We start from the raw sequence: 12447 nt of genomic DNA, 5'->3' as shown, positions 1-12447 counted from the left end.
GCCAACTGGGTGACATGCTGCACAGCCGCACGAACTCGATGTGGGCCAAGGGCTAGGTAGACAATCTGACGGGGGGTGGTACTCAACGAGACTCCTCGACCAGCATGCGCATCCGGGCTTCCCAGGGCTGCAGCGTCGCGCTCCTGGTGTACTTCTCGGCGTGGTCCTGCGCCCTGGCGTGGCGGGACGGATCAAGCTCACGTGCCGCCTTCGCTGCAGCAACGAAAGAGTTAGCCACGGAGTCGGCGTCCAGTCGCTCGCCAGCGAACCAAAGCGGGTAGCCCTGCAGCACTTCGGCGGCAGCGATGTCCGGCTGGTGCACCGACACGACGGGCTTACCGGACGCCATGTACTCAAACACCTTGCCGGAGGTCACATACTTCGCTCCGGGCACACAAAACACCAGTACGTCGGTTTCGCCGTAGACCTTCGCTGCGTCCGCCTTACTGAACGATCCGCAGTAGCGAACCCCGGCGTCCTCCTGCCGGACCAATTGCTCCCGCAACGACTCAACCGTCTGGGCAAAGAATCCCAGATGGCCGTGGATGTGCAGTTCAGCGTCCGCCAGCAGCGGATCCATGCGGGCCTGCCGCCAGCCCTCGAAGAGCACGGAGAGCGGCAGGTACGGAGTGACCGTGCCGAGGTAGCCGAAGCGCAACGGACGATCCGGGACAGCCGGCTGAAAGGCCGGTCGACCAACGAACTCCGGCTCCCAGCCGTTCGGCACCACCGTCATCCGGTCGGCCGCGAATGGGTAACGCTCCGCGTACCACTGCCGCATTCCGTCGTTTACGAAGACTATTTCCGCGGCGTCCCGCAACACACGCGCCTCCCAGCTCGCCGTACGCGTGCCGGGGCCAAACCGGACCTGTTCGGTGAACTGATTGAAGGTCCAGGCATCCCGATAGTCCACCACGTACGGCACGCGCCACGTACGCCCCAGGAGCCAGGCCGCAGCGAACGACGCGAACGGGTTGCCGGTCGCGACGACAAGGTCAAACCGATTCCGTGCATGCAATGCGAAGGCACGCTTCAGCAGACCCGGGATCCAACCGATGTAGTGCTCCGGGAGAAAAAGCCTCTGCATCCGCCGATAGAAGCGGTCGGCGACCACGGGCACGGCCTTACGGAACCGGCTGAACCGGCGCACGTCAGTTTCCCAGTGGTACGTGTTCATCGGCGGCCGCTCCACACGCACCCGGGGATCGACCGTCGCCTCGAGGGACGGGTCGCTACCACGGTCGAGGTAGTAGCTGAAAAACTCCCGCGGAGCGGTTATGACGGTCACATCCCAGCCGGCCTCGACGAAGTGGTTGGCCGTCGCCCGGGCACGGAAAACACCGCTGGCCCGGCTGGGCGGAAAGAAGAAGGCCAGATAGAGAAGGCGGGGGCGCCGACCAGGGGAGCCGGCAGACTTCTCGTCTCGTTGCATCGCACCTCTTCGATCGGTGTGGTAGCCGCGGCTGGACCGGGCCATGGAAGGAGCACTCCGGCACGCGGCCGGAGCGCCGCGCTGCCATAATGCCCTACGCACTACACAACGAGCCTGACGGGCTCCCGAGGTCTCCGTCCGCAGAGATCCACCAGGCTACACGCCTCAGTTGCCGCCCCCGTAGACATACGCCGAGGCACCGGCCTGCGAACCGGTTGCCACCGACATGACATGCACCTCGTCCGGCAGGGCCCGCGCCTCAACCACCGCCTGCTGCACAGCCATCTACCCCCAACGGCAACGGAAGGCGCATTTCAGACCAGGGTAATACTGCCACCCATCAAATCACGATCCGACCGACCTCGAAGCACCCCTGGACCTCATACGGACAGCAGCCCCTTCGCGTTGCCCCCTACCGGGTTGGCGCGTCTGTGGTAGCTATTCACACGAACTCGTTAGTCTGTCCGAGCGCCCATTCCGCCGACAGACCCCGCCGAGACTTGGAGTGCCCGCACGTGAACGTCGTCAGCGTTGCTAGTGCCCGGCCACGGTCGGTCATGCTGACGCCGATCGCCAGACACTGGCCGAAACGACAAGCCGGCGCGTCGCCATGACACCGGTCACGATCCGACGCTCCCCGATGTTCTCCTCTGATGTCGACACCTGACCGGCGCGCACCCACCCACCCCTGAAGAGATCGTCGAACACCGCCATGCTCAATAGCCCTCTCCCCCGCACCTCTCTGGTCTCGGCTACCCGTCCGCGGCCCCACCGAGAACTGCGCCCACACATCGCACACCGGACCGGCCCACCCCACCGCGGATTCGTTCCCTTACGGCCGTACAGCTCACCGTTGGGACTACCGATGCACGGCGTGCGGCGGCGCGGACGCGCACCGTACGCTCTATGCGACGCGCAACTCGTTCTTGCTCTCGCCGAGGTAGCTACGCTGGCGTCCGACATCTTGGCGCCCAGCACCGCCGGCATCTATGACGAAAGCGGACAGGCATGACGAAGGTGCTCATCGTCCTCGGTAAACGACCACAGCAGATGTCGGCGTTACACCAGGCGCTGCACCGGCTCCACGACCTGGGCGCCTCCATCAGCATGGTCGGCGACATCAGTGCCGAGGAGCTGGGACTCGGTCCGTCCGTGGCCGACATCCGCCTCCTTCCCGCCGAGGCGGCGGGTCCGACGCTCCGGCGGACGCCGGACCAGACCCCGCAGCCGTCCCCGGCTCTGTGGCGGCGCGCATGGGCGGATCCCTGGGTACGGCGCCGTGTCCGGATTGCCGACGTACTGGTCGCGCTCGACCCGACAGCCACCGAAACGGTACGGGAGATGGCCTATCGTCGGCCTCAGGCCGATGTGTGCGAAGGAATCGAGGCCGCGGGGCGCATCCTCGCGGGTCGGCCCGTGGGCCCGCGCAGCGCTACTCGACCTCCCACTGAAGGCGTCGCCGACCGCGCCGGCGTCATCGGGCGTAGAGTCAGACGGGCCGCCGGAGCCGGAGCCCGAAGGTCCTTGGAGGCCATGATGGCTCCCGCCGTGCTCCGCAGTCGAGTAGGCGGTGGACTGTGGCGCTCGGCCGTTTCCGCCCCCGGCCTGCCGGACCGAATTCGTTCGGCCCTCGCGCACCGGGTACACCTGCGCTCGGTACAGGCCGGACGTCCCGACCTGGCGGCGACGACCACCGCTCTTGCCATGGGCCGGATAGACGGCCGAAAGAGCCGCGCTGACCTGCTAACCCGGGAGGCCGCCGGTGAACTCGCGCTAGGTCACGTCCCGGTCCACCTCGCCGAAGCCGTCGAGGCCGAGCTCACGCTCGCGGACGACGCTCTTCCCGAGCAGCCGGCCCGCGCGTCGACGTCACTACACAAAGCGCTGCGACTACTGTTCCACCGTGTGGTGCACTTCGACCAGCTCTCCTCGCCGCTGGTCGAGAAGCCAGGCGAGTTCCTGGCCGCGCTTCGGACGAGCCCAGCAGCCCGAGCATTGACCTCGCCCCGTGGTCGAGCAGCCCGCCCTGCCCCGCCTCCGACCGACCGGCCGTTACGCCTCCTGGTCATGACCAACGGCAACGCGCACTTCCTGAGCGAGATTCGGCAACGGTATGCCGAGGCGCCCGAAGTCGAGCTGCGATATCTACACCTGGCCGATGACGAGGTCGCCGCACCGCTCACACACCAGCCGAGCCGGATCGTTAACCACCTCGTCACAGGCCGCAGTGAGTACGGCGAACGGGTCGAGGAGTGGCTACGCCCACACCTTGACTGGGCCGACACACTCTTCGTCGACTGGTGTGTGGCCGCCGCCGCGATGACCACCCTGGTCGATCCGGGAGACACCCGGATCATGGTCCGATTGCACAGCTTCGAGACGTTCAGCCTCTGGCCCCACCTGGTCGACTTCTCCAGAGTGGACGACCTGATCTTTGTCTCGAGCCACCTCCGTGATCTGACCCGCCGAGTGGTACCGGCGCTGGCCGACGAGCAGGCTCCCACGCTGCACGTTCTCCCCAACGGAATGAACCTGCGCAGCTTCGCACGTCGAAAGGAACCGGCTTCCCGCTTCACCCTCGGCCTGATTGGTAACAGTGCCATCGCGAAGGACCCGCGGTGGGCCATCGAGATACTCCGCCGGCTACGGGCAGAGGACGACCGATACCGGTTACTGCTCGTCGGCAGCGGCCTCGATCCGACCGCGAGCAACTCCGTCTGCCGCTACCAGCAAGCCCTGTCAGCGGATCTCGCCGAACTGGAGCCGTCTGGTGCGGTGACCCGCATCGGGCACGTCGACGACGTAGCCGAAGTGTTAGCCAGCATCGGGATCATCATCAGCAGTTCAGTGCGGGAGAGCTTTCACTGTGCGCTGGTCGAGGGGGCTGCCAGTGGCGCCGTCCCAGTCGTCCGGGACTGGCCGTTCTTTGCCCAGGGTGCCAACGGCGCACGGACATTGTTCCCCCCGGATTGGGTGGTCGCCACCCCGGAGGAGGCAGCGGCCCGGATCCGAAGGACAACCGCTAGCGAGGATACCTGGCGCACGGAGGGTGCCGCGGCAGCCACATACGCGGTGGAAGCCTGGGACTGGTCGGTCGTCCGGCAGGAATACGACGAGCTCTTCCTGCCCCAGCGCCAACTCTGACGGCGACCCCGGTGGGCGGCTCAGGTGGGCCCGAACGCAGGCCGGATGACGGGTGCAGATCCGTGATCCAGAGCGACCGGCAACAGGCGTTCACCTGAGCGGCGAGTTGCCCGCCGGGTGTCCCAGCGACAAAGCGTGCGGGCTCGTTGGATGAGTTGACGGATCGTGACACGATCGCGTGCGCTCGACCACTGTCGTAGCCAGCGTTGAGGTGGGCGGTGACCTGCTGCGGTCAGTGGTGTCACAGTTGGCGGATGCACTGCGCGACGTCTCGCGTAGCAGCGACGAGTCGTGCCGGTTAGGGGTGGCCCGGTGATCCCGGGCTCCGATGTTTCATTTCGCCACACTCAGCCGGTGCCCGCTGGTCGGCCGTACGGGGTATCTGCCCCCTACGGCTAGGGGCGACGCCCTGCCCCCGCCGCAGCTGGCATCGCCACGGACGCCGGATTCGCCACGAATCCCGCGCTAAAACAGCCCATTACCAGCCAAGGCTCCGGGGTTTGTCAACGGCGGATTGGAACTGACCCCCTATCGACGTTTTGGGATTGACCCCCTGGAGGTCGTTTCGTGCTACTTGTTGCGGTCCTTCGCGAGGAGTTCTCGGCGGGCTCTGGTGCGGTAGGACTCGCCTGCGAGGGTGAGGACCTCGGCGTGGTGCACGAGGCGGTCGATCATCGCGGCGGCGACGACTTCGTCGCCGAAGACCTCGCCCCACCGCCCGAACGGCAGGTTCGAGGTGACGAGGATGGAGCCGGCCTCGTAGCGAGATGCGACGAGTTGGAAGAACAGGTTTGCTGCGTCGGTGTCGAAGGGGATGTAGCCGACTTCGTCGACGATGATGAGCTTGTAGCGGCGGATCTTCTTCAGCTCGGCTTCCAGGGCGCCGCGGTGGTGGGCGCGGGCGAGGCGGTCGATCCAGTTCGTCGCGGTGTCGAACAGGACCGAGTAGCCGGACTGGGTGGCCTTGATCCCGAGCCCGATGGCCAGGTGGGTCTTGCCCAGGCCGGGCGGGCCGAGCAGGATCACGTTCTCCGCCTTCGGGATGAATGTCGCCGTGGCCAGGTGCGCGAGTACGTCCTTGCGGAGGCTCGGCAGGTGGTCGAGGTTGAAGTCTTCCAGGGTCTTGATCGCCGGGAAGTGCGCGGTGCGGATCCGCATCGTCGTGCCGGCGGACTCGCGGTCGGCGACTTGCCGTTCCAACACGGCGGCGAGGTACTCCTCGTGCGACCAGTTCGCCTGTCTGGCCTGGTCGGCCAAGGTCTCCCAGGTCCGCCCGATCGTGGGCGTCTTGAGGACTCTGGTGAGGTAGGCGAGCTTGGATCTCAGCCCGTCCGGCGCCGGTCTGGTCTTCGTTGTCGTGGTCATCTACTTTCCTCCGGCTGCGCTTTTCTGGACCGCCTCGACGTCGGGGCGGGGGTCGAAGTCCACGCCGAACAGGGCGTCGTAGTCCGGCAGGGCACGGATCGCCACGACGTGTCCATCAGCGTGCGAACGAGTCGAGGCCTGCCGCCGGCGGGCAGCCAAGTCCTGGCGCAGCAGCCGGGCGGTGGCCTGATGCTCGGGATCGGTGATCGTGCGGGCATGGCCCCAGTCACGGTCGTGATCAGCCACGACCTGCCCGGCGCACGAGGCGACCATCCGGGCGGGGGTGGCGAGCACGTCGATGAACCTGCCGATGCACCGAGGGTCCACGGAGTAGTCGTTGCCGTCGATACGCACGTAGTAGTCCCGCCCCAGCCGCACCCGATGCGTGAGCCCGATCGCCGGCGCCACCGGCGGCAGAGCCACCATCGCGGCCCGGTCCGCCGCCCACCTAGCCGTGGGCGTCGTCAAGCCGATCGCGCGCAGGACGCGCGTGTTCGCGCGCTGCACGAGCCAGTCGCTGATCTGGACGTTGAAGTCGAACGGCGAGGTGAACACACGCCCAGGCAGGAACGAGGTCTCGAAGAACCCGTTGCGCCGCTCGACCAACCCCTTGAACTCCGGATCCCTGGGCGGGGCCAGGCGAATACGCACCCCGATCGTCCCGGCGAACGCCGCCGCCTCCGTCGTGAGCTTCCCGGTGCCACCGATCGCGGCCTCCCGATCCCAGACCAAGGTCCGTGGACAGGCACCCCACCCGGCCACGATCTCCCACATCCCCGCCAGGATGTCTCCGGCCTTGCGACTGGGAATCATGACCGCGTCCGTGACCCGCGAGTACCCGCAGGTCATCGCGAGCACCGGCAGGATCCGCTCAGCCCCGCCACCAACCGGGATCGGCTGAGGTGGGAACCACAGATCACACTGGGCGACCTCACCCGGGTCGTACTCCACTCGGTCGGTCGGGTCCGGCGGAACGAACAACGGACGCAGCTCCCGAACCCGGTCCTTGAGGATCGTCAGCGACTTCGTCCACCCGATCCGCTCAGCGATCACCGTCGCCGGCATCCGCGGGAACTCCGCGAGCAACGCCCGGACCTGCGGCTCGACCCCATCCACACACGAACCGCGAGGGCCGCGCTCACGCGACGGCGGCGCCTCGGCCCGAAGCGCCGAACGGACCGTGTTACGCGCCAAACCCAACCGACGCGCAATCTCCTTGATCGGAACACCCTCAGCCCGATGCAACCGACGGACCTCAGCCCAGTCTTCCAATGCGATCACCCCTCCAGCCTCGGAGGGGTCAGTCCCAATCCGCCGCTAGAGGGTCAGTCTCAGCGCGTCGTCGACAGGGTTCACCAGGTACAGCGGAGGCATTAGGGAGTGGGCGGGTCGAGCGGACGAGGTAGACGGATCAGCCGCAACCACCCAGTTCCACTCGACCAGCCGCGCTATCCCCAACGGGGACGCCGAACAGTGTGACGTCCCAGCCGGCCCCGCAACCGAGCATGCTGTTCCTGCACCAACGGGTCACCCTGTACCCAGTTCTATGGACGAAACAACGGCCCGGCCGCGGGTCTGGCGCGGCGCACAATCAGGTGTTGTCCGCTGTCCTGCTCGTCGAACGACGGTCAGGACGTGACCACGGATGACAGCGGATTCGTGCCGTCCAACGGTGCAACCGAGACGGTTGTCCCCGCGGACGCCGACTCGAGCAACGCAGCGGCGACCTGGACGGTGCGCAGGCCCTGCCGCAAAGTGACGATATCGCTGTCCTTACCCTCCACGGCGTCCCGGAAGCGCTCGTGCTCGACGAGCAACGGCTCCCGCTTCGGGATGGCATAACGAATCATGTCGCCAGTTGCGACGCCGCGGAAAGTCCGCAGCGCCTCCCACTCCATGTCAATCGCCGCGTTAGCGTAGAAGGTGAGGTCGGCGGTCAGCGTATCGGCGACATAGCAGCCCCGGTCGCCGGTGATCACGGTGGAGCGTTCCTTGAGCGGGCTCAGCCAGTTGACCAGGTGGCTGACCATTGTGCCATCGGATAGCTGCCCGACCGCCGAAACCATGTCCTCGTGCAACCGGCCGCTGCGAGAAACCGTCCGAGCCGAGACTGAGCTGTATTCCCGACCGGTCACCCAACCCGTAAGGTCAATGTCATGGGTGGCCAGGTCCATCACCACGCCGACATCGGCGATCCGGTGTGGGAACGGGCCCTGCCTCCGAGTCACCACCTGGTAGACCTCGCCCAGCTCTCCGGCCTCCAGCCGGAGTCGCAGGCTCTGCAGGGCGGGGTTGTACCGCTCAATGTGACCAACACCGGCGACCAACCCCGCAGATTCAAAGGCCTCTACCAGCCGGACCGACGCCTCGATCGATTGGGCCAACGGCTTCTCGATCAAAGCACTGACGCCGTTGCGGGCTAGCTCCGACCCGATCTGCTCGTGTAGCGCGGTAGGGCACGCGACCACCGCATAGTCGATGCCGAGGGCGAGTAACTCGTCCATAGTGGGGAATACCGGCGCGCGGAACGGGACGGCAGGTTCCCCGGCAGGGTCGACAATACCAACCAGTTCCACACCGTCCAGGCCAGAGAGCACCCGGGCGTGGTTGCGCCCCATCGCACCCAGACCGATCAGGCCGGCACGTAGCTGCCTACCGCTCATCGGGCCCCTCCGGCGAGATTCGCGCCCTCGGCGATCCGCTCGAGGTCGTCCTGACTCAGCGACGGGTGCACCGGCAACGAAATTACCTCAGCCGCTGCCCGTTCGGTTTCCGGCAGGTCCCACGGGCCGGGCTCGCCATCCTCGTTCAGGAACGGCGCCAACCGGTGAATAGGCGTGGGATAATAGACGGCGTTTCCAATGCCTAGCTCATTCAGCCGCTTCTGGGCTTGATCCCGGTCGCCCCGAACCCGGACAGTGTACTGGTGGTAGACGTGCATCGCACTATCGGCTACTGGTGGAGTAACCATGCTGGAGATCTGCGAATCGAGGAACTTTGCGTTTGCACGACGTTGCGTCGTCCACTCCGCCAGCTGACGCAACTGCACCCGACCAATCGCCGCAGCCACGTCGGTCATCCGCATGTTCGCGCCGACGATCTCGTTAGCATACCGCTGCTCCATGCCCTGGTTGCGGAGTAGCCGCAGGGTACGGGCGAGGTCGGCATCGCCGGTGCTGATCATCCCACCCTCAAGAGAGTGCATGTTCTTGGTTGGGTAGAAGCTGAAACAGCCGGCGGTACCGAAGGCTCCTACTGGCGTACCGCCGAGAGTAGCGCCGTGCGCCTGGGCCGCGTCCTCAACAACAGCTAGCCCGTGCCGCTCGGCGATCGCCATAACGCGGTCCATGGCGGCTGGATGCCCATACAGGTGAACCGGCATGATGGCCACCGAACGCGGGGTGATCGCCGCCTCGACGCCCGAGGGGTCCAGGCAGAAGCTGCCGGGCTCGATATCTACGAAGACCGGCGTCGCACCGACCAGGCGGACAGCATTGGCGGACGCCGCAAAGGAAAACGAAGGCACGATGACCTCGTCTCCTGGGCCGAACCCGAGAGCCATAAGAACAAGCTGGAGGGCCGATGTGCCGGAATTAACCGCCACGCAGTGTCGGCCGGCGACAAGTTCGCCGAACTCCTGCTCAAAGGACGCCACCTCAGGCCCTTGAACGACCATGCCGCTGCGCAGCACCCGAACCGCCGCCTCGATCTCGGCCTCGCCAATCATTGGTCTGGCTGGTGGGATGAACTCTGCATTAGGCCCGGGCATGGGCTTCCTCCTGTCGGTTGGAGCTCGTCCGGTCGCGATGTTAACCGGTACGAAGTTGGTTGGGACGTGCGGTGCCCACCGGGGGCAACCGGGAAAACTCACGGTTGCTGAGGGATCACTGACGCCTCCCTCTGCATTGACGCCTCCCTCTGAATGGAGACGGAGGACTGGCCGACGGCCCGCAGAGCACCAACGATGCCCTCGGTTAGGCGCAACACCTCGTCGGGTTCCAACGGCGTCCGGGCGACGGCAAGCCGCCAGTACACCGGCCCGACGATCAGGTCCGTGGCGAACGAGTAGTCAACGCCCGCCGGCAGCTCACCCCGGACGACGGCCCGGCTGATCAGACGCTCACCCATCACCTCCTGGTAGGTGCGCAGCGCCTCCTGCAACGTCTGGCCGATCTGCGGGTTGCGCGCCGCCTCCGCCAGCAGGTCCGGGATGATCTGAGACGCCAGCGGGTGACGCAGGGCACGGCATATGACCATGCAAGCCAACCGGAGGTCACCGAGCAGACTGCCGGTGTCGGGAAGCTGGACACGCTGCCCAGCAACGGACTCGACGATCTCCAACACCAGATCCAGCTTCGAACTCCAACGCCGGTAGACCGCGGACTTACTCACCCCGGCCCGTCGCGCCACAGCCTCGATCGACATCCGCGCATAGCCGACCACCGCGAGCTCCTGCATGACAGCATCGCGGATGGTCGCGGTGATGTCGTCGCGAAGCACCGCCGCACCGGCGGGAGCGCGCTTCCTCTCGGTCGCCACGTGGAACAATGTAGCGCAGGGACGGAACGGTTGCGTCGCGGCGTAGCCTTGCACTACTTTGCGTCCAGCGATGGGGTGGGCCGTCCACCAACTTCGGCCAGCCGTCCGCTTGTCGCGCCCGCCCCGCATACATCCAGAAGATCGGAGCGCCTACCCATGCGCCACACAGCGGTGGCAGACCCCGACTCAGAACTGACGCAGACACAGCTCGCCGCGCGGTACGGCCTGAGCTTCGCCGGGGACAGGCCCAGGCTGACCGCGTACATGCGGCAGCTGTGGTCCTACCGACACTTCGTCTCGGCCTACGCGACCGCGAAGCTGGTAGCTTCGTTTAGCACTGCCCGCCTCGGGCGGGTCTGGCAGGTGCTAACCCCACTGACCAACGCGGCCGTCTACTTCTTCATCTTCGGGATCATCCTCGGAACACGGGACGGCATCAACAACTTCATCGCGTACCTCTGTGTTGGGCTATTCGTCTTCAACTTCACATCCAGCACCGCCTCCGGCGGCGTGCAGGCAATTAGCGGAAACCTCGGCCTGGTACGAGCGTTACACTTCCCCCGCGGGTGCCTTCCGCTGGCGGTAATGCTGACCCAGCTCCAACATCTGATCACCGCAATGGTGGTGTTGGTCGGCATCGTGATCGTCACCGGCGAGCCGATCACACTTGAATGGCTGTTGGTGATACCCGCGGTGGCCCTCCAATCGATCTTCAATGCCGGCCTGGCAATGGGAATGGCACGGGTGGGTGCCAAAGTTACCGACCTCAAACAGCTAATGCCGTTCATCCTGCGCACCTGGATGTATGGTTCGGGCGTGCTCTACAGCGTCGACCGGTTCGCCGAAAACCTGCCCCACCCGGTGTTGGTCGACATCGTGCATGCAAACCCCCTACTGGTCTACATCGAGTTGGTCCGGCACGCGCTGCTGGAGGGCTCCCCCCTCAGCTCGCCGGCGCCACAGCTCTGGATCATGGCCGTCGCCTGGGCCGTCGTGATTGGCACAGCGGGCTTCATCTACTTCTGGCGTGGCGAAATGGAGTACGGCCGTGGCTAACACCGTAACCGTCGACCGCTCGACCACCACCACAACCGATGGGCGGCGTATCCCCACTGTCGTCGTCGATGATGCGCACGTAATCTACCGAGTTCATGGCGCCGGCCCAGCCGGCGGCACCTCGGCGGCTGGTGCCCTACGGCGAATGATCAAGCGGACACCATCCCCCACCTTGCGTGAGGTACACGCGGTCAAGGGCGTCACCTTCACCGCATACCGTGGGGAGGCGATCGGCCTCATTGGCAGTAACGGTTCGGGCAAGTCCACACTGCTGCGCACGATCGCCGGGCTGCTGCCGGTCAACAAGGGCGGCGTCTACGCCCAAGGGCAGCCCTCCCTACTCGGAGTCAATGCCGCCCTACTCAACGATCTCTCCGGTGAACGGAACGTAGCTCTCGGTCTGCTGGCTATGGGCTTCTCCCCGGAAGAGGTGCGCGCGAAGACGCCCGAAGTAATCGAATTCTCCGGCATCAACGAGCGGGGTGACTTCGCCTCGCTGCCGATGCGCACGTATTCCTCCGGAATGTCGGCCCGCCTACGCTTCGCGATATCTTCTGCGAAGACCCACGACGTACTGCTCATCGACGAGGCGCTCGCGACCGGCGACCGGCGGTTCCGCCGACGCAGCGAGCAGCGCGTCCGCGAACTGCGCGAGGGTGCCGGAACAGTCTTCCTCGTCAGCCACCAGATCGGCACGATCCGCGAAACCTGTGAGCGGACCATCTGGCTGGAATCCGGCGTGATTCGCGCGGACGGGCCGACTAGCGAGGTCGTCGCGCAGTACGAGGAGTTCACAAACACCAAGTAGGCCGCCCCACGCCACCGGCAGGGACCGGGGTCGCACCTTCCGGGCCACACAGGTCACCGAGCCCGGGAGGGTGATCTCCCAACCCCGACCGGGGTAGGCGATA

Annotated in this window: 9 protein-coding genes; 3 read left to right on the top strand and 6 right to left on the bottom strand. The window is 66.0% G+C overall.

Annotated elements, in window-relative coordinates; all coding sequences use genetic code 11:
- Positions 1-82 precede the first annotated feature (82 nt).
- Positions 83-1432 carry a glycosyltransferase gene (locus AC1UKG_RS20070; protein WP_018743453.1) on the bottom strand — a complete coding sequence of 450 codons (1350 nt, stop codon included), beginning with the start codon at positions 1430-1432 and terminating at the stop codon, positions 83-85.
- A gap of 1008 nt (positions 1433-2440) precedes the next feature.
- Here AC1UKG_RS20070 and AC1UKG_RS20065 point away from each other — a divergent pair.
- Positions 2441-4576 (top strand): glycosyltransferase, encoded by a 2136-nt coding sequence (locus AC1UKG_RS20065; protein ID WP_482642950.1) that lies wholly within the window; start codon positions 2441-2443, stop codon positions 4574-4576.
- Positions 4577-5146: 570 nt separating this feature from the next.
- Here AC1UKG_RS20065 and istB read toward each other — a convergent pair.
- The 5 genes from istB to AC1UKG_RS20040 form a co-directional block, all read right to left on the bottom strand.
- Complete coding sequence (gene istB / locus AC1UKG_RS20060; RefSeq protein WP_482642336.1) at positions 5147-5941, bottom strand: IS21-like element helper ATPase IstB; 795 nt, start codon at positions 5939-5941, stop codon at positions 5147-5149.
- Positions 5942-7222 carry an IS21 family transposase gene (gene istA, locus AC1UKG_RS20055; RefSeq protein ID WP_026271760.1) on the bottom strand — a complete coding sequence of 427 codons (1281 nt, stop codon included), beginning with the start codon at positions 7220-7222 and terminating at the stop codon, positions 5942-5944.
- A gap of 347 nt (positions 7223-7569) precedes the next feature.
- Entirely contained in the window at positions 7570-8604 is a 1035-nt protein-coding gene (locus AC1UKG_RS20050; RefSeq protein WP_018743450.1) for a Gfo/Idh/MocA family protein, read from the bottom strand.
- Entirely contained in the window at positions 8601-9710 is a 1110-nt protein-coding gene (locus AC1UKG_RS20045; RefSeq protein ID WP_026271277.1) for a DegT/DnrJ/EryC1/StrS aminotransferase family protein, read from the bottom strand. Before AC1UKG_RS20045 ends, AC1UKG_RS20050 begins: the two co-directional genes overlap by 4 nt.
- 98 nt (positions 9711-9808) lie before the next feature.
- A complete protein-coding gene (locus AC1UKG_RS20040) occupies positions 9809-10480 on the bottom strand; it encodes a TetR/AcrR family transcriptional regulator (protein ID WP_018743448.1) in 672 nt (223 codons plus the stop codon).
- Between the two features lie 156 nt (positions 10481-10636).
- Between AC1UKG_RS20040 and AC1UKG_RS20035 the strand changes: the two genes are divergently transcribed.
- Both AC1UKG_RS20035 and AC1UKG_RS20030 read left to right on the top strand, forming a co-directional pair.
- Positions 10637-11536: an ABC transporter permease gene (locus AC1UKG_RS20035; RefSeq protein WP_018743447.1), complete on the top strand. Its 900-nt coding sequence runs from the start codon at positions 10637-10639 to the stop codon at positions 11534-11536.
- A complete protein-coding gene (locus tag AC1UKG_RS20030; protein WP_018743446.1) occupies positions 11529-12344 on the top strand; it encodes an ABC transporter ATP-binding protein in 816 nt (271 codons plus the stop codon). Before AC1UKG_RS20035 ends, AC1UKG_RS20030 begins: the two co-directional genes overlap by 8 nt.
- The last annotated feature ends 103 nt before the right edge of the window (positions 12345-12447 follow it).

The organism is Salinispora sp. CH2A1_6 (genome assembly GCF_056820975.1).
The sequence above is the reverse complement of the archived record's forward strand: the minus strand, read 5'-3'. Positions and strand labels throughout refer to the sequence as shown.

Bases quoted from the DNA above. Each gene is read 5' to 3' on its own strand.
- AC1UKG_RS20070 (WP_018743453.1), bottom strand. From the start codon at position 1,432: ATGCAACGAGACGAGAAGTCTGCCGGCTCCCCTGGTCGGCGCCCCCGC.
- AC1UKG_RS20065 (WP_482642950.1), top strand. From the start codon at position 2,441: ATGACGAAGGTGCTCATCGTCCTCGGTAAACGACCACAGCAGATGTCG.
- istB (WP_482642336.1), bottom strand. From the start codon at position 5,941: ATGACCACGACAACGAAGACCAGACCGGCGCCGGACGGGCTGAGATCC.
- AC1UKG_RS20050 (WP_018743450.1), bottom strand. From the start codon at position 8,604: ATGAGCGGTAGGCAGCTACGTGCCGGCCTGATCGGTCTGGGTGCGATG.
- AC1UKG_RS20045 (WP_026271277.1), bottom strand. From the start codon at position 9,710: ATGCCCGGGCCTAATGCAGAGTTCATCCCACCAGCCAGACCAATGATT.
- AC1UKG_RS20035 (WP_018743447.1), top strand. From the start codon at position 10,637: ATGCGCCACACAGCGGTGGCAGACCCCGACTCAGAACTGACGCAGACA.